We start from the raw sequence: 20,387 nt of genomic DNA, 5'->3' as shown, positions 1-20,387 counted from the left end.
ATTGTCATTGTCATAACCACCCCACTAACATTGGCTCGTCTGACTCGCTCGGCTCAGTGGTCGATTGGCGCATAATCTCGGGCGCCACATCATCAAACCCCAGTGTGATTAAGTGCGCATGATAGGCATCCAACGCCATCAACATGCCCTTATCTAGGGTGCTGTTGACGTAAGTGCGCAGCAATAATGGCAAGGTGTGATTCAAAATCCGCTCACCCACCATGGTATCTACCCCCATATCGGCAATAATCGTACGGCACAGTTTGCGCAGTGCGTGGGAGGTAAACGCCTTAAACCGAATCGTTTCACTCCAATATTGCGCGGTGCGAATGCTCACCGGCCCCACTTCGCCTGGGAACAAAAACGCCCGCTTGCCCACATGGGTGTATTGCCACTGGGCGTAATGGGTAATGAGCTTCTTGGCTGTCGGCGTCATAGGTAAGCGATGCTCTTGGCGGTTCTTGGCATTCTCGGCGGGAATAAACCAGTAATCGCCGGCAAAGTGGTCCCAACGTGCCAAGCGGGTTTCACCAATGCGGGTACCGAACATCAGCATTAACACAAACAACATGGCCACCGGTCTTGCTGCATTTCGCAATGCGCTGAATAACGGCCCCACATCCGACTCGCTTAATTGTGTGCCCACCAAAGGGGGCATCTTCAAACTCATTTGCACCCGATACCCCGCCAAGCTATTGCTGTCTAACACCCGTAAATCGGCCGCAACCGATAACGCCCGTTTCAACACCTTCACCGCCGCTTTGATGTAATTGGCCGAATAGCCTTGCGCCAACATGGGTTTGATTAAATAACTGTCCACCGCGATAAAGTTCAGCTCATTGAGTGGTAACTCACCAAAGCAGCCACTGAGATGTTTACTCACTAACGATTTACAGTTACTGCGCCAGCTGTTGCTTAAAGTGCGGTTGCATTCAACGTGGGTGACAAACCACGCCAGTAATTGCGAAACAGTGGTAAATTCGTTGCTGATTACCACTTGGCCCATGCTGCGTTTGGCGAGCAAACTGGGTAACTCTGCTAGAAAGGTCTTCAAGCACATCACGGGCCACACGCCCTGTTTTTGCCACACGGTTTTGCCCGCTTCGTTCATCACTAAATACACCGAGGCTTGGCGTCTATCGGTCGAGGCCCGTAACCGCACCGCCGGAAACTGCGTATCCCGAAAGTCCCGCGTTATCCCTGCCCGCAACCAACGGCGCAATACCGCATCGTTTAACTTGCCTTGCTCCACGCCTGTTGCTGTCATCACCTGCGCCATCTATCCCTCCAACCGATATTCAAAGGTGTGATGGGTCCCCGAACGTATCCGTTTTACCCGCTGGTTCATCGGCATATCCCGAAACCGCGCACTTAACGCCGTCTCGCTGTCGTGAACCCCAAAGCGGTTAAAGCTCTCTTGCTGGATTTCAAACAGGGTCCAAAACCGTTTGCCGGTGATGATGCGCATCAAGCGTTCGCGCTGGGTCAGTGGTTTAGTCGCCATCATTTGCCCCCTTAAGCCCAAGGTTGGTTCGTAAATTGGCAATAATTGATTTCGCCTTGGCTGCCTCAGTCGGCCGCGTCACCGTTTCGGGTAATGCCTTTGGCAATTCAACATCGGTCAACTCGCCACGGCTAAAACGTCTGCATAACACTGTGTAATTGCGCTCAAACGTCATCAACACATCCTTTTCAAGCCCTGTGGCAAACATCCAACTGCCTGTCTCGCGCACCGCTAAGCGCACCACATCATGGCTCCACGTATGCTTATCAGGGTGATGGTAATGGCGCGTTGCCTCCTTGAACGCCGCCTCTAACTTGGGTAGCCCTAAATCACAGGCCGTGGGTTGGCACCAAAGCGCAAACTGACGCGGTGTCGGCCAAAACTGCCTATCGCCCTGCTCGCGTCTGGCGCGATTCAGCCCCGCTTGCACTTGCTCACGGCTGGCAATCCCCTGTGCAGCCAAAGTTTTTAGCCACTCGGCTTTGTGGGTCGCTTCATCCTCAGGCCGCGGCGCACTCACCGGAAACAACACCCGCAACTTGCTAAACACGCTGTCTACAATCGCCATGTCCATCGCCGTCGGCTCAGGTTGGCTCACACGCCCCTGCCCAACCAGCGGCTGGCGGATTAAGGTCTGCAGTGATTTCATGCTCGCATTTTGATTGGCCGTCATATCAAGGGGTCCTCAGGGTCATACACCGCGTAGCTCCAATCCACTTGCCCAACCGCGGCACCCATCGGTCTTGGCAACGGCGTCAGCCAGTGGCGTTCGCGGATAAACTTGGTAATACCGAGCACAAACTGGCCGTTCGCGCTAAAGCCCCAACTGGCATCCAGCGCCGCAGCGTCCTTCAACCACGTCACCGCCAACACGCAATCGGCATCGGTCAGCTTTTCGGCCTTCCACGCTTTCCATGCAGCCGAATCCGAGCCGCCTTTGCGGTGGGCGGGATACGCTTTGAAAAACGCATTGAAAACCGACTTAGCACTCGTTGCTGGACAACTATCTTTTAAAGATTCTTTGATAGGTTCAAAAGAGTGACAGATTCTGGGTGCAGCTCCTGCACCCTCAGAGGGTGAATCTCCTGCACCCATGGGTGCATTTGCTGCACCCTCAAAATTGGCTAGGGGTGAATATGCTGCACCCTCAGTATTTTCTAGGGGTGAATTTGCTGCACCCTCAGTAAAAGGTAGGGTTTGAGCAGGTTTATCACTCAGAACACACGATGAAAAGTCCAAAATATACAGGTTGGATGTATTGCGTTTATGCTCACTCTTGCGGGTAATTTTGCGCACCAGTCCGACGTCAACCAGCGCATTAATGTGGTTAATCGCCGACCGCTCGCTTATCTCACAAGCCTGCGAAATATACTCGTAACTCGGCCAGCATTCGCCTTGGTCATTGGCGTTATCGGCAAGCTTGATCAACACCAGCTTACGCAGTGGATTACCCACCTTGGCCTTCATCGCTTTTACCATCAATTCCATACTCATAAGTCACCCCCAAACGGAGCAACCCACAAAGTTGAATTGACGCAAACCCCATGCTTCAGTAACATGATATTGCCTCACTTTAGGTATAGGTATTAAGCCCGCATCGGTCGCCAAAACTTCAGCGGGCTTTCTTATGTCTACTGCAACGGGTCAACTGCAATGCGCCCCGTTGCCCTCCGCTCGCTCGCCTTCACTGCCAAGCAAATAAACCTTGTGCGCCAAGTTACTGCGCAACTGGCTAAAAAAATCACGCCGTTTAATGTGCACGTTGCGGCTTTTCGCTATTGCACTCATATCAACCGCACTCGCATCAGCCGCGCCTACATCCGCTGCCAATAGCGCAATGGAACGTTCCGCGCGTTGTTCTTCCATCAGCAGATAATTCATAATCCAATCGATGCTCACCGTTGGCAGCAACAACTGCTTGCTACTACCCAGCAACGCCTTATCCACGATGTCGGTCGCGATAACCGCCCAACGCTCGGGGCGACTATGCTGCAATTCATCGCAGCTCCTTAACACCTCAACCATTCGGCCCACCTGCGTTCGCCTAAACAACTCCGCCGTGGTATGCCCATGAAAACAGGCAATGTCTTTGCCCATGTTCACGCCACTTAACGCTGCCCGTTCAGAGGTTGCCGCGCTAAGCTCAAGGACATTAGGATCATTGGCGCTAAGCTCAGCCACATTGGACTCAGTGCTATTAGGCATGTTCGACTTAGCTTTAAGCGCCATCGCCTTAAGCATTAACTGCCTTGCTTGCATCATGAGTAACGTCACTTGCGCGGTTTCCATCTCGGTAAGCGCGGCCACGGCGGGCCCATCATCACGACCAACTTGCCCATGCACCGAACACGCGGCGCCGCCCTCCAAACAACAAATTAAACATTCAGGATCAAACATCGTTCTGCTCCTCACTTCATCTTAGGTATCAAGCCCGCATCGGTCGCCAAACTGTGGCGGGCAATTTGATAACGGCGTTTTTTACGCGCCCAGTTATCACTTAACTGATTTGTGAACATGTCATTCACTCCGTCTCTTATTTCAACAAGTCATTTCAACAACTCATTTCAACAACTGCCACTTATGCCCATTGGCACACACGGCGCGTTTTGAGCCCGACTTGGTTTGCTTTAATGCCAAACCGCACTGGCCACACGGCACATCAGCCACCCGCTTAAGCATTACCGCATTAATCTGTGCGCTGTGATTAGCGCGTTTAGGCCGATAACCTAACGCCCGCGCCACTTTTACATACTCTTTCGCAATCCATTTGCCATCGGGTTCTAAATGCAAACCATCGCCGATCATGTCGCCCAAGCGGATCAACTGCTGATGCAACTCGGTTTTAGCACTGGCGATAACATTGATGTTAAGGTTCGATTGCGGCATAGCTATCACTTCTCGGCCGCGTATTGCGCCGCCTTGCCGCCATGACTCGCTAAATACGGATACGCCAGCTCTAACGCTGCCATACTCGCTTGCGTGGTTGCCGCCGACTCTTTTAACTCACGGTGCGCCGCCACTAACTGCTCGCGCTTGGGCGCCGGACCCAAATGGATCACCGCCACTTGTGCCTCGGCGTTCTCTTTGGTGAGCGATGCCGCCATATCGGCCACATGCAACACATGGCCATCATTCATACGGTCGGCAATCACCGTCACCCCAGTGCAACCAAATACATCGTTGAGATACTGCACCCGCAAATGCTCAGGCAGTGCCGCCACCAGTGCTTGCTCAACATGAAACAAGCGATCCGCCTGCGGATGTTGGCCCTCGTACTGGCCGAGCCAACGGAACAGCTTTTGCGCATTAATTCGCGCATCGTTGTGCACGTCTTGCGTGCTCGCAAAGCTAATTCCCTCCGCGGCTAACACCTCGCTTAGCCCAAGGCGCTCAACCGCAGCAACAAAATCTATCGCCAGCGCAAAGCGCGTCATCTTGGGCAACTCCAACACCCGATGAATCGTTTTCATCAACAAATTCAAACGGCTATCTTTTTTACGTGAATTGGTTTTCATGTGTACAGTCCTTCTTCAACCTAAAGTGAACCTAAGCCACACTCGGCGACTTCGGATTATCTAAAACAATAACGGGGTTAACTTTGAGTGCACCGTGGGTTAGGCGCTCAATTTGATAAGCACGAAGTTCGGGAACGTCTGAGCCCCATTGAGAGATCGATGAGTGGGTAATACCAAGTTGCTTTGCCAAATTTGACTTGGTTTTGAAGAAAGCGACAGCATCAGATGTTTTCATAATCACCTCAAAAGTTAGTTTTCTAACATTACCAACAAAAGGATTCTAATGTCAAACAAATGTAAGATATCTAACTATCAAGATTTGACTGGCGAAATTAAGTTTATGAGTTATCAAGGTGAGATGATTGGCGATCGAATAAGAAGCCGAAGAAAAGACTTAAAGCTTACGCAAAAAAACGTGGCTGAAACTGTCAAAGTCACGCCTAGTTCTATTACACAATGGGAGCTAGGAATGAGCACTCCAAAGGGTAAAAACCTCATTAACCTCAGTAAGGCTCTCAATTGCTCTCCTGAATGGCTTCTTTCAGGGAAAGAAGATGATCAAGTACGTATTTCAAATGTTGAATCAAATGCAGAATGGCACGCTGGTTTTGATCTTTGGGATGGGGATACGCCGCTAAGGGATGATGAAGTCGCATTACCTTTCTACCGCGAAGTCGAATTAGCCGCAGGTAATGGCTCTACTTTCGTGCAAGAAAATGGTGGTTGCAAACTTCGCTTTGCCAAATCCACCCTCAAAAAAAGCAATGTTGATCCTCAATATGCGGCATGCGTCACAGTTTCAGGTGATAGTATGTTGCCTGTTTTACAGGACGGTACCACTGTCGGCGTTGATACTAGCAAGAAAAATATTATCGATGGTAAAATGTACGCTATCGATCATGACGGTATGTTACGGGTAAAAATCCTCTATCGTATACCTGGTGGTGGTATTCGCATTAAAAGCTATAACAATGATGAGTACCCAGATGAATTCATCCAACCTGAACAAATGAGCAATATAAAAATTATCGGCTGGGTGTTTTGGTGGTCAGTTCTAAACGTGTGGAATAATTAGGTAATCAGATATAGTAAGACCTGCAGCTAAGACAGATTGTACTAAGCTGCTCTACCTCTCATAAAGCTAGTTTCCAATCTTAAAATAGTAGTTAGTTACTAACCTCGTCACCTTCATTTCTCAATTGCTGAATCAATAAACTTGGTAACTTTAGAATAGTCAAAGTTAGCATGGATTATGCTGTTTTATTCAAAAACATGAGCATCAACACAACACTTAAGCTTTAGAATCATATAATTAACATCTGATTTACTTCTGCAATGGACCATGCAGCTAAACATGCAAATTTTATTGGATGGTATCTCTAATAAAAAGCTGATAAGTTGCATTAAATACAATCAGTTAATGTTACATGTTTTTTGTCTGACAGGATGGATTAGCAGAGTTGCTAGTCGAAGTTAAGTTAACTAGTCATGGTATGTTAGAGCTATGCCCTGAAAAGGAGTCAAGATTGAGAAGTCAAAGCCGTAAAAATTTAGGATTTAATGACAAACTTGAAAACTTGTGTAAAGAAATTTTGATAGCCAACCACTGGGATGTAATAAGTAAAAATCAAAAGTCTAATATCGATCTTGATGATGAAATTATGATTAATCTTATCGATAGTAAGATATCGGGAGATGGTCAAAATGTAATTCTATTTGAAAAAATAGATGAGTTCTCAATGAAGCCGCCAAGATAATTTTTAAAACAATAACGTTATGAACACTAAAATCATAACATAATAACCAAATGTATAAGAGGAATATAAAATGGTAAAAACAATAGATGAGCTTGTAAGAATTTCTGCTGCTGGAGGTGGCATGAAAATAAGTGCACAAGGAAAAACAATAGACCAGTTAGTAAGAATTGCTGCTGGTTCTGTAAATAAACCTAAACTGATAATTTCTGATACTGAAAAACTTACTACAGATAACTTAGTTCGAATTTCTGCGGCTGGAAATGGTCGTGTTTTATTTGACTTTACAGAATAACACCCTGTAAATTGCGACACGCGGACTTAAACTGTGTTTATAGATTTTAAATAAAAATCACGAAAATGGTTCGCCGACGAGCGAGCTATTTAAAAATAGACAATTAAATTTCGATTATAAAAGGAAATTATATGGGAGAGCTTTCTAAAAAAATCGGCGAGCATGGAGAGAAAGTCGTGCTCGAATTCATTAAAATAATTGGTTGGACTGAACCCGCAGATGGTGAAACGCTACAGTGCAATAAACCTAATAAGCATGCAAGGAAAGAAAATTCTCCCAGAACAACACATGGAATAGATCTATTTTTTCCACATAAGAGTCAGCTAGAAGATTTTACGATTTCCAATGCAATAATTTCAGTTAAATATACATCTAAACCCTATCCAAGCCCACCAAATAGTATGTTTAAAGAACATATATCAGATCTTTCTCAAACAATAGAATGTTTTGCAAGGTCCGAGTTGAGAGATCAATCTAATCGAGAGTATGAAGGCTTGGGTATAAGAAAGTCTAATGATACAGGGATTTTATTTTGGTTTAGCGGGAGTCGTGACACAGAACAAGATATTGTGGGCAAGATAAGCAGTGTTATACTTGATAAAGAATTAGACTTCAGCAGTATTCAGATAGTTGATAATGCCAGAGCAGCTTTCATATACAACTCAATTACAACTGTAAAACGTATATATGAAGATTGCGAACTAAATTTCCATTATGCTTTTAACTCATCAAATTATACCGATCAAAGCATTGAAAAATATGGAAAGATGCTACCAATAGAATATCTAACCTCGCCAATTTTGCCTATGAGACTTGTAGGGAAGTCAAGTAACCAACAGAAGTTTTGCATCTCTACAATTGAAAACTTTAGTGAAGATGCAATGAAAAGACTATTAAACTTTGCGAGTGATATATCTCAAGATTTTTCAAAAGAATTTGTTTTTATATTTACTCAATATGATGAACTCTCTGATATACAATTAGTAAAAAAATGTATTAGAAGTCTTGGAGATAGAGCATCGTTGTATGATATAAAAGTGCACTGTTCTAGAAGTGACTTTAGAGGACTGGTCAATGAATAATAAAAGATTTCTACTACCTTATGGCGATGCTCTAAGAGAGTTCCTAAGTCAACCAGGAATCACAAAAGCTGATATTAAAGCAATTTTAAGAAGACGGGGAGTATTTTTTTCTGATGATGAAAAGGTCAACACCGTTCCTCTCCTAATTAAAACAGGAGTATCCCCTTTTGAACTTGAAGAGTTAGTAGATAAAGTAAAAGCTAAAGAGGATAATCCTAAGGTACATACTCAGAGCATTCCTTGGGCAGGAGGTAACAGAAAGTTACTTGATGCAATCCCACCTGAATTAAATATACAAGAAATTATTGACCAACCGTTTTCAAATTACAAAGTTCTAGGCGCGCCAAACTTTAAAGCAATAGATGGAAATCAAGATCATATTGAGATGGAATTCAAAGTTGAGAGATATGATCTAACAAAAAGTTGGGATAAAAACACTTCTCAGTTTTCTGGGAAAATAACTCTTAAAAAGAGTGCAAATAATTTAGATGTGAGTATGAGTTTAAATCATACTTCACAAGAGACAAAATTTGTTGCAGATAAGATTTCACGAAAAGTTGTGCAAAACATGAAAGATGAAGGTTTTGTTCATAAAGAATCCCAGATTAGACGTATTCGATTCAATGACTTTTCAAATTCAAATCGAGTAGCATTTCTTCAAGATTTATCTCAGAAACAGCTGAATAACCCATTGTATTTTAAAGATACAAGAGATATTGGTTTTAGACCAGATAAGAAAACAGAATTACCTCCAGATATATCATGGATGGAAGACAAAATTAAGAATATGATCTTACAAGGAAGTGATCTTCATACTACCTTTTTCGTAAAAGATAAAAAGTACCATGAATATTTAGAAGTTTATCGAATAGAAGCTGAATATTCATTCGATCAAAATGAATGTTCAGGTGATTGTCGGATTGTATTTGAGTTCTCTGAATTTATTAGTCGGGATAAAAATGATGCAGAGTTACTAATTAAGGTAGCAAGTATAAATTTTGTTGAGAAGACATCCTCAATTTCCACAAACATAGTTAAAGAAAGACTGTTATCACAACTGGAGTCTGCAAAACTAAAACTCCACGAACAATATAGAAAATAAGTTTTATAAAATCATATAGCACACTGATGGCCCTATGCGGCGTCAGTGTGCATAACATTACTTCAATTTTATATTTTTTAAATCCATCATCCAATCCCCACCTATTTGCCATCATAAAGCTCATGATGTAACCCCCACTGTTCAGGAAAAATAAATCTAATATATTCAGTGTTTTACTTGTCATCACTCAGTCCAATAATTATTCAGCAACTATTTAAGTTAGAAAACTAACTTTTATCTTGACCCAGTAAAGTTAGTAAACTAACATTCAGTTTAGTGATGATGTAATTGCCTTATAGAGCTAATCCAAAGCACTGACATTCTGAACCATAAACGACTGATTGCCCTTTCGAGCTTTGCTCCCAATGGGCACTACCGAGGACAAGGAAATGATTCTAGCGAAAGTTCACACCACACCTAAGCAACGCGATGAGTTTCGTCTACTGGTTGCAATACGTTTTGCCTGCTTGATGGCGCTGGCCAAGGGCCACACCGACCCTATGGATTGCCCACGAGTGCAAGCCCGTTGCGCCGAGCTGGTCAAGCATTTTGCCTATCACCACCCTAGCGCTGCCTTTTACCGCCAGTTCATCCGCCACACGGGCGAACTCGGGCTCAACTTCTGCCTGCGCTTCACCGAGCCCCAACAAGGTTTGTACGGCAAGGTGATGGTGTGGCGTAACGACTCGCAAGCCGTCACTAATGTGCATCCGCTGCACACCATGACGACAGCCACGCCAGCCGGCCACTAACGCAGTAGAGCCGCAGAGCCGCCGTGGACATTCACGATTTAGGCTATCTAGGCAAAGCAACCAAGGGGTGATGGTCCATATCCCTGTAACGATAACAGCGACAGTTTCACCTTGTTGGAGGCAATTATGTTTTTTGTTTACGGCGTGTCCATGACCTTAGCGAAAAATCAAGCGGCCAAAAAGTGCAGCACCTCAGTAGGTGCGCACCCTAACCGCCGTCAACTGAGCCCCGACGAGTACCAAGCTAAGTTGGATGAGATGGCGCAGCACTTGTTTGAAACCATGAAGCCACAACGACTGTCGCATTCGTTATCGACGCCCGCGCTGTGCCAGCAATACATCGTTTTAGCCATGACCCAAGAAGCCCACCGCGATGTGCATATTCGCTATCACAAGCTTTCGGACAAGGTGAACCCCAAAACCAAGAAACCCATCATCAATCTGGTGGTGTTTAACGGCGAAGCCGCAGCTTAGCCCTGCGGTGTGTGATGACGAGAGAAGGAAAGCAGCATGTTAACTGATGACAAACCGCTACACAGCGATATCAAAATCGGCGTTGGCCATATCGTCGCGTTTAAGGAAGGTTGGATGTTGCCCGGTGGCAAGTTTACCACCGACCGCACTGTCGCCATTCGTGCCGCCAAAGGTCTGCACCGTTTCTTGGTTAAAAGATAAGGAAATCAACATGCTGACGTTATCCCCTGCTGATTTTGATGAAATCGAACTGGTGTCCGGCTACCAAATTACCTGTAGCAGCTGCACCAATACGTTATTTATCCAGCGCAAACGCCGCAATGTGATAGCAGATATCACCGAAGGCCTTAGCCAGTCAGGTTGGCAAAAGGCCATCAACGACAATGAGTTCTTTCCATGTGTCTGCCCAAGATGTGTTGCAGAACTTAAAGAAAACGAACTAGAACAGGGAGAAGCATGATGGATATGTGTTACTCAATGCCCGCTGTGATGGGCGTACAAGGCGGCAAAGTGTTTTACACCGTTATCATGTCGATGCGTGTACTGGTTCGTATGTTACGCATTGACGATGCCGGCAGTGTGCTCGACCGCAGCCAACGCAAAGTTAACCCTGCCCGTGCTAAATCCATTGGCAATTACATGGTGGCGAATCCAACGGGGTATTTTCTGCCAGGCATTATCGGCGTGGTTGAAGTGCCCACTGGTGGCGATGCGCCAAAGTTCGAAGCGTCCGAAATCAGCGGCGTGGTTGGCGTATTAAAAGTCGGCCTTGATTCAATTATCAAGTTGTTCGATGGCCAGCACCGCGCCACAGGTATCGCAAAGGCACTGGAAAAATCACCTGAGATTGCCCAAGACTCAATCTCTATCACCCTGTACATGAATTTATCGCTGCAAGAACGCCAACAAGCGTTTACCGATATCAACCAAAATGCCAGCAAGCCACCTCAAGGTTTGTCAGATACCTACAACCACAGGGATGAGCTATCAAAGCTCACCATGGATTTAGTGAAACAAATCGACTGGATGCAAGGCCGTGTTGATTTTGCGACAAACAAACCCACGGCACAGAGCGAGTGCTATTGGTCCTTTAAACAAATTAAAGACGCCACGGCCATCATGCTGGGTACCAAGAAAAACTTTGAGCCCTTCCACGCCACCCTTGCCTATGACTTTTGGAACACCATGGGCGCAGCAATGGAGTTCCAATCCCTTGGCAGTAAAGAGCGCGAAACCAGTTTGTTTACCACCACGGTAATGCTTAAAGCACTGGCGAGCGCCGCAAGCGAGGCTGAATCCATCGGCCAACGCCACTGGCGCCATGCTTACCAAAACCTCGTTTGGAGTCGCAACAGCCAAGACTTTACAGGCCGCTGCATTTGCCCCAAAGATTTAGTGAAACAAATCGACTGGATGCAAGGCCGTGTTGATTTTGCGACAAACAAACCCACGGCACAGAGCGAGTGCTATTGGTCCTTTAAACAAATTAAAGACGCCACGGCCATCATGCTGGGTACCAAGAAAAACTTTGAGCCCTTCCACGCCACCCTTGCCTATGACTTTTGGAACACCATGGGCGCAGCAATGGAGTTCCAATCCCTTGGCAGTAAAGAGCGCGAAACCAGTTTGTTTACCACCACGGTAATGCTTAAAGCACTGGCGAGCGCCGCAAGCGAGGCTGAATCCATCGGCCAACGCCACTGGCGACAGGCAAGCTACTCGCGAACACCGATGCCGTGACGCTGACCTCAAACCTCATTCTTAAAACCATGTCGCAAAAGCTCGACCCCGTTCGCGCCAGCGTTGAAAGAACGTTTTTCCCTGAGGTGGCAGCATGAACCACTTATTCTACCTACGCGATTCGCGCGGCAATGTTGGCAGCACTTGCATGTTTTGGGCAGACCGTGGCGGCTACACCAGCAACTTAGAACTAGCTGAGGTTTTTACCCTTGAAGAAGCACAGCGCCAATTTAATAGCCGTCACACTGACATTCCACTTAGCAAGGATCTTGTCGATGAGCAATCAACCGTGCGCGTTGATCACCAGTATCTTGGCGATGAGGGTGAAAAGTCAGGCTGTGATGAATACGTTATTCGCATTGGGGATCGCACTGATGGCAACGATGTTTATTGGCTAACAGTCGATTTTAGCTCTGTAAGTTACAAGGCATCTGCCGTATTTGCATACCAAGTTGCGCTAGTCAGAGTAAACGAACTCAAGACACAAGGTATGGTTGCCACTATCTATGCCAAAACCGACATAGACGCCATCGCGCGCCGCACTTTTCAAGCCGCCAACATCAACGAGCGCAGCATGATCACTGCTGCTGGCATTCGTAAACCCAAGCGACCACGCACCCGCCAAACCACAGGTAAAACGCGTGGCAATTGCCCACATTGTGGCTGCATTACTTGGGGATTAAATCCTTACGAAGCCTATAGCTGTGCTGATCAATATAGCGAACGCATGGAGCTTGATTTCACGGTATCCATAAGCTGCGAAGAGTTAAAGGCAAGGAGAAAGGCAGCATGAACCACTTACTCCCAGGCTTTGAATCACAAGAGCGCGTTGCGTTATTGCTGTCGCTTACCCGCATTAGTTCACCCGAGGTGATTGCCGCATTAACGCTGCATTACACCAGCGCCCTGCCCGCCGAACGTGCGGCGGCTCGCCACGGTATTGAACTGTCGAACTTTATGCGCGGGCAAAAGAAGCTAGAGCAAATCGCCGCCACGGTCGAGGCCATTAAAGCCATCGACTGGGCCAAGCTGCAATTAACTCATTTGCAATCAAGCGCTTTGCTAACAAGCCCTTTGCAACCGAAGCAGGTGGCCTAAATGACTCAATCAGCGGCGTTTCGCCATCTGTTAAATCATTATCGCAGCCATAAGTTGAGCCTGTTACTCAAGGCCACAACGGGCGACAGCATCAAAATCGCGCTGGCGCTCGGCGCGTTAGATTGCCTGTACTGGCAAGCATTGGGCAACGGCTTAACCAACTTAGCCAAGGGCATTAGCCGCACCATAGTGTATTCGTACCGATATCACCCAATGCGCCTGCCCTGCCATTCGCCTGTCAGCCAAACAAGCGACAACCAAAATAAGGAGGCGGCATGAATACGTTCAGCACTAAAGCGGGCGTGGTCACGTTATCTAAGCCCTACTTCACCTTGATGTGCGATCAGCAACAAATCGAAGTGAAGTACCCCCCAACAACTATCACGGTTGGGGCATTTGTAAGTCGTTTAACGCCATCGAGTGCAGCGACTTCGGCCAAGCCGACGCCGAAGTATTCGCACTCAACGCAGAATCAAAACTCAGGATAAAAGGAGAAGCAGCATGAAGTCGATACAAGCAGCAACTGTAGAACGTGAAGAAGGTTATTGGACCCATCCCGATTTGCCCGAGTGGGATGAAGGTGTGACCCGTGTGGAGTGTGAAGCATGGGCTGCACGCCAAGGCGGCGAGTTTGTGGCGATTTGGTTTGAACTCGATGCCCCTGAAAACCTCATCGAGCGCTATTTTGACGAGGGCGATAACGATATCAGCGATTGGAACCCCGTTTGCGACAAGGCCGGCTCATTCCTGCTGAGTATTCACGACACCGAAGATGGCCCCGTCGCGCTGTTCTTCGCGCCGAAAGACAAAGAAGCGGCAACGGAAGGTAAATGACCTGACAGCAAAGAGAGGAGTTAGAAGGTAATTGCACCACAAAAATCAACGCTGAAGGCATTTATGTTCCTGCGATGGAATCGGCCTAAGGCCAAGTAAACATACAAACGTCATAGCAAATAAGAGAGGCTATTATGAAAAACACAGCAAAGTTAATGAAAGCACGCGAATGGGCTAGCCGCGAGTTCACTAAAGGATCAATGCCACAAAATAGAACCATTTCTACGTGGATATTGAAAGGTAAAATTCGTGGTGCCGTCATTAGTGGCACTGTCTATGTGTATGAGGATCAGTATTTTGGCGTTCCGCAGGTTGTCAGTAATGCGGTTATGCATCTGGTCGCGGAATCGGTGTAAGTATCATGGTGCGCCCAAAAAAGCCGGTAAATAAGCATCTTCCTTCATATCTAAGATATGAAATCGACTCTGGCGTTTACCGCTTTACCCTGATTAACGGTATTAGGAAATCACTGGGTAAAGATAAAATCCAAGCAATACAGATAGCAAATGAATATAACCGGATCATGCGCCCAAGTTCTGGGTTGATTGTAGATGACCTGATAAAGGCTTCTGGCGGTATTGAATCTGAGCAGCAACTTCCTTTTGCTGATCATGTTGACCGTTTGATGGAGATCATTTTCAAAGAGGAGTCACCCAGTAAGCAATTCGCTAGCACTATGCTAAACGATGCGTCGAGAGTGAAGGAGTACTTCAAGGCTATACCAAGCCAGGATATTGGCCTTGAGCATATTAATGGATTTCTTAACCAGTACCATCCTAACGCGAGTGCGAATGTGCATAATCGCAAACTGGGTTTCATTGAAAAGTTGATTAATTACGCCATTGATCAATCGCTGATGGTTGATAACCCTGCCGCCAAAAAGATGAAAAAGCGTAAAACCAAAGGCAAAGAACGCCAACGCTTAAGTTTGGATGCTTTCAAACTTATCCACGCTGCGGCGCCACTTTGGTTACAAACAGCAATGGAGTTAGCGCTTCAAGCATCACAGGCAAGGTTAGAAATCTCTCGAATTAAGTACAGCATTAAAAAACCTAAGGATGGGCAATGCGGCTGTATTTGGTTTGAGGCTCCGGTTGATGGGATTTATGGAACGCTGTTTATCCATAGGCAAAAAGTTGAGGAAAAGGAAGCTAGCCATGTCGCTATCCCTATTGGTCAGGAGATTAAAGGGATTATAGATAGAAGCCGTGATGGGATTTTATGCCCGTATGTTGTTCATCGGGTTCCTGAGCGAAATACTAGGCAAAGCGCTGAAACAAACCATCGTTATCAGCTTGATCCAAACTACCTTAGCAGAGCATTTTCTGCGGTAAGGGATGACATTGGATTATTTAGTCACCTTGAAGTTAATCAGCGGCCGACTTTTCATGAAATCCGCGCCCTATCTGCAAGACTGTTTTCGGATATGGGGATTGATCCTCAAGGCCGCATGGCGCATACCGATGCGAAGTCTACCAAGGTCTATGTTCGTGATCATTTGGAATGGACTGAGGTGCCACATGCAGAGATTAACATGGCAAATTAGCCTAGAAAAACTAAGGCAAACGGGCCTGAATGGCCTCGGTTATTGAAAGCCTGTTTGACCTGAGTTCGACCATAGTTTGACCGCTTAAAAATGAATATTAAAATCAGATTAAAATAAAAAAGCCTGCAAACTATTAAGTTTACAGGCTTTTTTATTTAGAATTTGGTCGGTATGAGAGGATTCGAACCTCCGACCCCTGACACCCCATGATTGTTGCTCAAACCTAATAAACCTTTGATACTAAAGTATTTAACAAAAAATACTCTACAAAAGTCAGCCTAGAAAAATACCTCTTTTTAACCTAGTTTGCGTTTTCTGCACTCTTTGTTTTCATAGACTTACACGGAGTTAGTCCCCTATTTATAAAGCAAATATCTTCCTAGTAACTCTAATCTATTACTATTCAAACGTAGAATTTGGCCAATACAAACCCTTCGAAATCTTGGGGTGAAGCTTGCAGGATAGGGGAAATATTTCGTATGCAGCTAAATCTCAATCTCCACAAATGGCAAGTCGGGTGCGGTTTAGATCCAGCCGTTTTATACGTAGACGTGATCTCCAACGGTTCTTGAACTTATTGCGCGGATAGTGTGGCCGCAGGCACTGCTGGCGGTGACATTACCTTAGGCAGTTACGGCATCCACAGTCATGATCATCCGTGGTAGCAAAACTAACGCTGTTTGCAGTTATTTAAGCATGGTGCCTTGCTGGCGATTAGTTGAGTTACACGATTGAGCGGATCATTGTAATGGATTGTTTTATATCGATATCACCGCGTCATTAAGCGTAAGGTGATCGGGTAACATGGCTGCAGCTGAATAGAGACGGTCCAATAATCAGTCGAACCAAAGTAACGCCCACAAATAGCGAACTATCAGATAAAATCGGCAATACACTGCACATTACAGTATCCGACCTGCAACCCACGTTTCCAATACATCAGCCAGTTTAATGATTTGTTCTTGATGCTTGGATTTGTTTTTCGCTAGGTTCTGGATATTCAATAGCTTCCATCTCACCGCAGGTAGTGCCGCGACGCTCGGTTCATCAAACAATAACCAATCAGGCTGACCCTGTTTAAAGGATAATAAAAAGTCTCTATCTTTTGCAGTAAAGTGATGCTGCAACGCTGTGAGCATTTCTGAGCGAGTTAAAATAAGCTCATCGAGTTTAATCGGCTTTGTCGTCATTCCATTGAATTCAGCTTGAAAGCTTTCATCAAGCGGTTTCCAGCGTGGAGACATCACTTCATTAATAGGCCTTGGATGGCTAAGTGTATAAGTGAGAAAGCCGACTAAAATCTCTCGACTGATCCCCTCTTCCGCCAGCAGCATTTTCACATCGAAAAGATCCCTTGGGTGCTGCCTATCCATCGCTGCACATAACTTACCACCGTATAGATCAGGCAGGCTTACGACGGGGATCTCTGCGTACCCAAATTCTTCTTCAACTAACTCAACGACTGGCATTAATACCGCTTTGTGTAGCGTACCTCTCGCAACAGGAGAGACTTCAATTTTTATTGTCACTCTATCACTTGTCACGACGACCCTGAGCTCATCATATTTATTGTCTTGAAATACTGCACTAAGGTTCGGTTGTAGATTGATCTGCGCAGTCAAACGACCAAGCGCTTCCTTCACACTTTGTAGCGCTTGTTCCCTTGGCTCCAAAGGAAGATAAGCCAAATCGATATCGACCGATAAGCGTGGGAAGTTGCGTACAAATAGGTTGATAGCCGTACCGCCCTTTAGAGCAAATACCTTCTCTTGGGCGACGAGCGGCAGCATCCGAATAAGCAAGGTCACTTGCTGGTAGTATATCGATGACTTATTCATATTGATTTTCTTCTGTCTTAATAAACGATGCCGGCACTGTTATTTGATACCGCCCATCGTAACGGCCATGAGCCACCACCTGACGCTTTCCCGCACCGAGCGTGATTTGCTGCTCATCTAGCCTTTTGCTCCACTGGTGTTGATAGTAGTGGCCTAAAAAGAGAAATACGCGATTAGCTTGTACGGCTTCACTTCGATTCAGTATTGACTGAATTTTACGTGGGCTGAGATTCACTAACCCTTGAAACAGCTCCGCGGCATGCTCAAAACTGATATGTTTGCCAATGGCATTGGCGACTTCATAGGCCGCAAGCTCCGCACAACTTGCCTTAACTTCCCTATTGTTCACCCCTATAGTAATAAAGTCTTTTTCCAACGTTTGGGTCAGCTTGCTACTGGTATAAAAAAGCCAGTTTTGCTCCTCCAATTCGCGGAACCACTTTGGCAACGCCAGCTTACTTTGACAGCCAACCCAAACTTGCTCGCTGCTTAGTTGAAGATAATGACTAAGCCCTTGATGTGTTAGGCTACTGACTCCCGCAAGGTGAACAGGAAGCTTGAGCTGCTCATTCACAGCCTTGAGCGCTTCAACCCAATGAGGCTGTAACTTGCCTGTTGACTCAGGACGAACGTAAACCCCCGCACTAATCTTGTACAGCCAACCACTCTGCACATATTTTCTCACCAAAGATGAGCTGATCTCATTTTGTGTCAACCACGACTGAAGCACTACCGCACCAGGACTCGTATGATTAATCAGCCAGTTTATTTTTGATGACATAGATGCACCATAAGTACCAAAATACAGAGTAAATTAAACCAACTATAGAAGCGGAGTTTATTAATTGCAAATTATTAGTACCTAAAGTGCACTTTTAATGTAAATTATAAACTCGCTGAATGAGAGGGAGGCCGCCGTTGTTCCGCGGTTAAATACAATCGGTCACCATCGAGCATAAACAAATGCAATATCGTTTTTTTGCATGAGCTTAGATCAGTTCTCTAGAGATCTAACAACTCAAAACAGGGAACTAGTGGCAGGTTTTAACGGAAAACATGAATAATCTGCATAATCAAATTCAGATTAACTATTCTATTAATACAACCTCTTTTGCCTACAAACTAATCAACACGCGATATAACTAGTCGGAATGGGGATAACAGGCCTTATATGGGTCTGAATCAGTTCTCTTGAGTTTGATTAATTCTAGGGCGAAAACGCCACAGAATAGCCGCAAACTGGGCTCTAGGGGCTAGCGTGAATTAGTCTGGTGCAGAGTGATTCACTAGCTCATTTTTCGACATTCCCGAGTTAAAGCCTTAACTCTAATTCGTCAGTTTCGGATAAAAAATCTATGGTTAACGTTTGGTTAAGGGGCAGGCTTTAGCCCGTCCCAGTGAGCGAAGCGAACGGTTTGAACCATTTGTTAGGTTTTTATGCAGTTCTATGTGCTGCAAACCTACTGATTGGAAAAGTACATAATTAGCAGTATCACTCACCAAGAACAAAATGATGTAACATAAAAGTAGCAACCTTATGTACTAGGTCCAGTTTTAATCCGTCAAGGTCTTCTCCACTATCATGAGCCAAATTATTTCTGGTTTCAGCGAGATCTAACAGGTCGTCTAATAGAGATACCTCAATTTTTTCATGAAGCTTATTTAAGTACTCCCAAATAAAGAGCATTTGGACCTTTTGGCTACATTGACGCATAGCCTTGTCATAAGACTCAGGTTTATTCAGTAGCTCAATGTATTTTTTAGAAAAAAGAACTTTATCTTTGTATATCAACTCAATTATTTTATAGAAATTGATGAATGCATCAGCTGCAAAGTGATTATTTTTAAATCGAAGTCCCGAATAATAGATGCTTATTATTTTTTGAATCTTTTTGTTGTCAATTCTATTTTTCACTTTGTCATAATAAGCTGGTATAGACTGAACAACCTCTTGAAAGTGCTCAGGATTACAAGGATAAACATTAGGGTGACCTCCGCCTTTCTGTGTGACTCGCAACCAATCGTCACCGGACTTAATCCTTAAATTTAGAGATGATGGCTCAAGGATGGATACTCTATTGTTCAATGTTGACATCAATTTGAAAAAATCAAATATGGTATCCGCAAGCGGACTTAACCTCATATTGTCATTGTAAGCCTCTCGCTTATGAAAGTTTTTAGGAATTGTATATTCACATATAATATCCACTTCATAATAACCTCTTTCTACAGGGTGCTCATCTAAACTGCACTTTAACACCTTGAGACCAGACTCAATAAACAGCCCCTCTACTGAGCTTTCAAACCTAGTTTCGTAATTACCATCAAATACGAATGACTTTTGTTCCTTCATAGCTTCATGAGCAATGTATCCTACAAAACTAAAATTAGAAATAAGGCCAAAAGAAGCTTTTAACACCACTTTTCCATCGATCAGGCATTCTTCGATGTTCTCTAAAAATTTATTCATTTACTACATCCGATTTTCTTACGATCTTCCAATACTACAAACGTCTTAGTATTTATGCGCTGCGCTGTTTGCAGGGCATAAATCGCTTGTTTGACTTGGCCGATGCCTTATCCAGATTAATTGGTATGCTTCATGCTATAGGAATTTGCATTTTTTGAGGCAAGGTCTGAGCTGCGGAGCTGTTTTGAAAAAATAATATTGCGTGGTTTCTGCGTATTTCATTGAAAATCCTTTGTCATGGTTGTGTTCCATCGCATCATTTTAAGTCTAGCTGATTCGAGCAGTCTTAATCATTCCACTAAATCACAGTTAAGCTCCGCGCAGCGGCTTAGTTCAATGCCGCGCTCTGCGGAAAATTGGTAGCGCAGCGGTAAATTTGTCCG

The 20,387-nt window shown here is 45.1% G+C and carries 27 protein-coding genes and 1 pseudogene; 17 read left to right on the top strand and 11 right to left on the bottom strand.

The window, feature by feature from the left end; all coding sequences use genetic code 11:
• Nucleotides 1-10: 10 nt before the first annotated feature.
• The 8 genes from RA178_RS09645 to RA178_RS09610 form a co-directional block, all read right to left on the bottom strand.
• Nucleotides 11-1,279 (bottom strand): tyrosine-type recombinase/integrase, encoded by a 1,269-nt coding sequence (locus RA178_RS09645; protein ID WP_306685244.1) that lies wholly within the window; start codon nt 1,277-1,279, stop codon nt 11-13.
• The gene (locus RA178_RS09640; protein ID WP_006082025.1) at nt 1,280-1,504 is read right to left on the bottom strand and encodes a hypothetical protein; all 225 of its coding nucleotides are present in this window, start codon (nt 1,502-1,504) and stop codon (nt 1,280-1,282) included.
• On the bottom strand, nt 1,494-2,177 hold the full coding sequence (locus RA178_RS09635; RefSeq protein WP_306685243.1) for a replication protein P: 684 nt from the start codon (nt 2,175-2,177) through the stop codon (nt 1,494-1,496). The genes RA178_RS09640 and RA178_RS09635 overlap by 11 nt, the downstream gene beginning before the upstream one ends.
• Complete coding sequence (locus tag RA178_RS09630) at nt 2,174-2,998, bottom strand: helix-turn-helix domain-containing protein (protein ID WP_306685242.1); 825 nt, start codon at nt 2,996-2,998, stop codon at nt 2,174-2,176. The genes RA178_RS09635 and RA178_RS09630 overlap by 4 nt, the downstream gene beginning before the upstream one ends.
• A 150-nt stretch (nt 2,999-3,148) precedes the next feature.
• A complete protein-coding gene (locus RA178_RS09625; protein WP_306685241.1) occupies nt 3,149-3,901 on the bottom strand; it encodes a hypothetical protein in 753 nt (250 codons plus the stop codon).
• A gap of 162 nt (nt 3,902-4,063) precedes the next feature.
• The gene (locus tag RA178_RS09620; protein WP_006083868.1) at nt 4,064-4,390 is read right to left on the bottom strand and encodes a hypothetical protein; all 327 of its coding nucleotides are present in this window, start codon (nt 4,388-4,390) and stop codon (nt 4,064-4,066) included.
• A gap of 5 nt (nt 4,391-4,395) precedes the next feature.
• The gene (locus tag RA178_RS09615; protein WP_306685240.1) at nt 4,396-5,019 is read right to left on the bottom strand and encodes a toxin YdaT family protein; all 624 of its coding nucleotides are present in this window, start codon (nt 5,017-5,019) and stop codon (nt 4,396-4,398) included.
• 31 nt (nt 5,020-5,050) lie between these two features.
• Nucleotides 5,051-5,254: a Cro/CI family transcriptional regulator gene (locus RA178_RS09610; protein WP_306685239.1), complete on the bottom strand. Its 204-nt coding sequence runs from the start codon at nt 5,252-5,254 to the stop codon at nt 5,051-5,053.
• 105 nt (nt 5,255-5,359) lie between these two features.
• On the opposite strand from RA178_RS09610, the gene RA178_RS09605 reads away from it, so the two are divergent.
• The 17 genes and pseudogenes from RA178_RS09605 to RA178_RS09525 all read left to right on the top strand — a co-directional run bounded on the left by RA178_RS09605 (nt 5,360) and on the right by RA178_RS09525 (nt 15,696).
• Nucleotides 5,360-6,094, top strand: a complete 735-nt coding sequence (locus RA178_RS09605) for a S24 family peptidase (protein WP_306685405.1) — start codon at nt 5,360-5,362, stop codon at nt 6,092-6,094.
• 385 nt (nt 6,095-6,479) lie between these two features.
• Nucleotides 6,480-6,776, top strand: a complete 297-nt coding sequence (locus tag RA178_RS09600; RefSeq protein ID WP_306685238.1) for a hypothetical protein — start codon at nt 6,480-6,482, stop codon at nt 6,774-6,776.
• 70 nt (nt 6,777-6,846) lie between these two features.
• Complete coding sequence (locus tag RA178_RS09595; RefSeq protein WP_306685237.1) at nt 6,847-7,068, top strand: hypothetical protein; 222 nt, start codon at nt 6,847-6,849, stop codon at nt 7,066-7,068.
• 131 nt (nt 7,069-7,199) lie between these two features.
• Nucleotides 7,200-8,150: a GapS4a family protein gene (gene gapS4a / locus RA178_RS09590; RefSeq protein WP_306685236.1), complete on the top strand. Its 951-nt coding sequence runs from the start codon at nt 7,200-7,202 to the stop codon at nt 8,148-8,150.
• Complete coding sequence (gapS4b, locus tag RA178_RS09585) at nt 8,143-9,252, top strand: GapS4b family protein (RefSeq protein WP_306685235.1); 1,110 nt, start codon at nt 8,143-8,145, stop codon at nt 9,250-9,252. The genes gapS4a and gapS4b overlap by 8 nt, the downstream gene beginning before the upstream one ends.
• 389 nt (nt 9,253-9,641) lie before the next feature.
• Complete coding sequence (locus RA178_RS09580) at nt 9,642-10,004, top strand: hypothetical protein (protein ID WP_306685234.1); 363 nt, start codon at nt 9,642-9,644, stop codon at nt 10,002-10,004.
• Nucleotides 10,005-10,130: 126 nt separating this feature from the next.
• The gene (locus RA178_RS09575) at nt 10,131-10,478 is read left to right on the top strand and encodes a hypothetical protein (RefSeq protein WP_012197008.1); all 348 of its coding nucleotides are present in this window, start codon (nt 10,131-10,133) and stop codon (nt 10,476-10,478) included.
• 36 nt (nt 10,479-10,514) lie between these two features.
• Nucleotides 10,515-10,679 carry a hypothetical protein gene (locus tag RA178_RS09570; RefSeq protein WP_012197007.1) on the top strand — a complete coding sequence of 55 codons (165 nt, stop codon included), beginning with the start codon at nt 10,515-10,517 and terminating at the stop codon, nt 10,677-10,679.
• Nucleotides 10,680-10,689: 10 nt separating this feature from the next.
• Entirely contained in the window at nt 10,690-10,938 is a 249-nt protein-coding gene (locus RA178_RS09565) for a hypothetical protein (RefSeq protein ID WP_306685233.1), read from the top strand.
• Complete coding sequence (locus tag RA178_RS09560) at nt 10,935-12,218, top strand: DGQHR domain-containing protein (protein WP_306685232.1); 1,284 nt, start codon at nt 10,935-10,937, stop codon at nt 12,216-12,218. The genes RA178_RS09565 and RA178_RS09560 overlap by 4 nt, the downstream gene beginning before the upstream one ends.
• A gap of 94 nt (nt 12,219-12,312) precedes the next feature.
• Nucleotides 12,313-13,011 carry a hypothetical protein gene (locus tag RA178_RS09555; RefSeq protein ID WP_306685231.1) on the top strand — a complete coding sequence of 233 codons (699 nt, stop codon included), beginning with the start codon at nt 12,313-12,315 and terminating at the stop codon, nt 13,009-13,011.
• The gene (locus tag RA178_RS09550; RefSeq protein ID WP_028760251.1) at nt 13,008-13,316 is read left to right on the top strand and encodes a hypothetical protein; all 309 of its coding nucleotides are present in this window, start codon (nt 13,008-13,010) and stop codon (nt 13,314-13,316) included. Before RA178_RS09555 ends, RA178_RS09550 begins: the two co-directional genes overlap by 4 nt.
• Nucleotides 13,317-13,595, top strand: a complete 279-nt coding sequence (locus RA178_RS09545) for a hypothetical protein (RefSeq protein ID WP_011847799.1) — start codon at nt 13,317-13,319, stop codon at nt 13,593-13,595.
• A pseudogene (locus RA178_RS09540) lies at nt 13,592-13,821 on the top strand (hypothetical protein). The gene RA178_RS09545 and the pseudogene RA178_RS09540 overlap by 4 nt, the downstream one beginning before the upstream one ends.
• Entirely contained in the window at nt 13,818-14,150 is a 333-nt protein-coding gene (locus RA178_RS09535) for a hypothetical protein (protein ID WP_306685230.1), read from the top strand. Before RA178_RS09540 ends, RA178_RS09535 begins: the two are co-directional and overlap by 4 nt.
• A gap of 134 nt (nt 14,151-14,284) precedes the next feature.
• Nucleotides 14,285-14,506, top strand: a complete 222-nt coding sequence (locus RA178_RS09530; protein WP_012089465.1) for a hypothetical protein — start codon at nt 14,285-14,287, stop codon at nt 14,504-14,506.
• Nucleotides 14,507-14,511: 5 nt separating this feature from the next.
• Nucleotides 14,512-15,696: a site-specific integrase gene (locus RA178_RS09525; RefSeq protein WP_306685229.1), complete on the top strand. Its 1,185-nt coding sequence runs from the start codon at nt 14,512-14,514 to the stop codon at nt 15,694-15,696.
• Between the two features lie 902 nt (nt 15,697-16,598).
• On the opposite strand, the gene RA178_RS09520 is transcribed toward RA178_RS09525, so the two are convergent.
• The 3 genes from RA178_RS09520 to RA178_RS09510 form a co-directional block, all read right to left on the bottom strand.
• Nucleotides 16,599-17,534, bottom strand: a complete 936-nt coding sequence (locus tag RA178_RS09520) for a nucleotidyl transferase AbiEii/AbiGii toxin family protein (RefSeq protein WP_306685228.1) — start codon at nt 17,532-17,534, stop codon at nt 16,599-16,601.
• Nucleotides 17,527-18,315 carry a type IV toxin-antitoxin system AbiEi family antitoxin gene (locus RA178_RS09515; protein ID WP_306685227.1) on the bottom strand — a complete coding sequence of 263 codons (789 nt, stop codon included), beginning with the start codon at nt 18,313-18,315 and terminating at the stop codon, nt 17,527-17,529. Before RA178_RS09515 ends, RA178_RS09520 begins: the two co-directional genes overlap by 8 nt.
• A 711-nt stretch (nt 18,316-19,026) precedes the next feature.
• The gene (locus RA178_RS09510; protein WP_306685226.1) at nt 19,027-20,004 is read right to left on the bottom strand and encodes a hypothetical protein; all 978 of its coding nucleotides are present in this window, start codon (nt 20,002-20,004) and stop codon (nt 19,027-19,029) included.
• Between the last annotated feature and the right edge of the window lie 383 nt (nt 20,005-20,387).

Origin of the sequence: Shewanella oncorhynchi (assembly GCF_030848765.1) — a bacterium.
In the GTDB taxonomy this organism is placed as follows: domain Bacteria; phylum Pseudomonadota; class Gammaproteobacteria; order Enterobacterales; family Shewanellaceae; genus Shewanella; species Shewanella oncorhynchi.
This window is presented reverse-complemented; position numbering and strand designations above follow the sequence as displayed.

Coding starts and splice junctions, on each gene's coding strand:
- RA178_RS09645 (WP_306685244.1), bottom strand. CDS start 1,279: ATGGCGCAGGTGATGACAGCAACAGGCGTGGAGCAAGGCAAGTTAAAC.
- RA178_RS09640 (WP_006082025.1), bottom strand. CDS start 1,504: ATGGCGACTAAACCACTGACCCAGCGCGAACGCTTGATGCGCATCATC.
- RA178_RS09635 (WP_306685243.1), bottom strand. CDS start 2,177: ATGACGGCCAATCAAAATGCGAGCATGAAATCACTGCAGACCTTAATC.
- RA178_RS09630 (WP_306685242.1), bottom strand. CDS start 2,998: ATGAGTATGGAATTGATGGTAAAAGCGATGAAGGCCAAGGTGGGTAAT.
- RA178_RS09625 (WP_306685241.1), bottom strand. CDS start 3,901: ATGTTTGATCCTGAATGTTTAATTTGTTGTTTGGAGGGCGGCGCCGCG.
- RA178_RS09620 (WP_006083868.1), bottom strand. CDS start 4,390: ATGCCGCAATCGAACCTTAACATCAATGTTATCGCCAGTGCTAAAACC.
- RA178_RS09615 (WP_306685240.1), bottom strand. CDS start 5,019: ATGAAAACCAATTCACGTAAAAAAGATAGCCGTTTGAATTTGTTGATG.
- RA178_RS09610 (WP_306685239.1), bottom strand. CDS start 5,254: ATGAAAACATCTGATGCTGTCGCTTTCTTCAAAACCAAGTCAAATTTG.
- RA178_RS09605 (WP_306685405.1), top strand. CDS start 5,360: ATGAGTTATCAAGGTGAGATGATTGGCGATCGAATAAGAAGCCGAAGA.
- RA178_RS09595 (WP_306685237.1), top strand. CDS start 6,847: ATGGTAAAAACAATAGATGAGCTTGTAAGAATTTCTGCTGCTGGAGGT.
- gapS4a (WP_306685236.1), top strand. CDS start 7,200: ATGGGAGAGCTTTCTAAAAAAATCGGCGAGCATGGAGAGAAAGTCGTG.
- gapS4b (WP_306685235.1), top strand. CDS start 8,143: ATGAATAATAAAAGATTTCTACTACCTTATGGCGATGCTCTAAGAGAG.
- RA178_RS09580 (WP_306685234.1), top strand. CDS start 9,642: ATGATTCTAGCGAAAGTTCACACCACACCTAAGCAACGCGATGAGTTT.
- RA178_RS09575 (WP_012197008.1), top strand. CDS start 10,131: ATGTTTTTTGTTTACGGCGTGTCCATGACCTTAGCGAAAAATCAAGCG.
- RA178_RS09570 (WP_012197007.1), top strand. CDS start 10,515: ATGTTAACTGATGACAAACCGCTACACAGCGATATCAAAATCGGCGTT.
- RA178_RS09565 (WP_306685233.1), top strand. CDS start 10,690: ATGCTGACGTTATCCCCTGCTGATTTTGATGAAATCGAACTGGTGTCC.
- RA178_RS09560 (WP_306685232.1), top strand. CDS start 10,935: ATGATGGATATGTGTTACTCAATGCCCGCTGTGATGGGCGTACAAGGC.
- RA178_RS09555 (WP_306685231.1), top strand. CDS start 12,313: ATGAACCACTTATTCTACCTACGCGATTCGCGCGGCAATGTTGGCAGC.
- RA178_RS09550 (WP_028760251.1), top strand. CDS start 13,008: ATGAACCACTTACTCCCAGGCTTTGAATCACAAGAGCGCGTTGCGTTA.
- RA178_RS09545 (WP_011847799.1), top strand. CDS start 13,317: ATGACTCAATCAGCGGCGTTTCGCCATCTGTTAAATCATTATCGCAGC.
- RA178_RS09535 (WP_306685230.1), top strand. CDS start 13,818: ATGAAGTCGATACAAGCAGCAACTGTAGAACGTGAAGAAGGTTATTGG.
- RA178_RS09530 (WP_012089465.1), top strand. CDS start 14,285: ATGAAAAACACAGCAAAGTTAATGAAAGCACGCGAATGGGCTAGCCGC.
- RA178_RS09525 (WP_306685229.1), top strand. CDS start 14,512: ATGGTGCGCCCAAAAAAGCCGGTAAATAAGCATCTTCCTTCATATCTA.
- RA178_RS09520 (WP_306685228.1), bottom strand. CDS start 17,534: ATGAATAAGTCATCGATATACTACCAGCAAGTGACCTTGCTTATTCGG.
- RA178_RS09515 (WP_306685227.1), bottom strand. CDS start 18,315: ATGTCATCAAAAATAAACTGGCTGATTAATCATACGAGTCCTGGTGCG.
- RA178_RS09510 (WP_306685226.1), bottom strand. CDS start 20,004: ATGAATAAATTTTTAGAGAACATCGAAGAATGCCTGATCGATGGAAAA.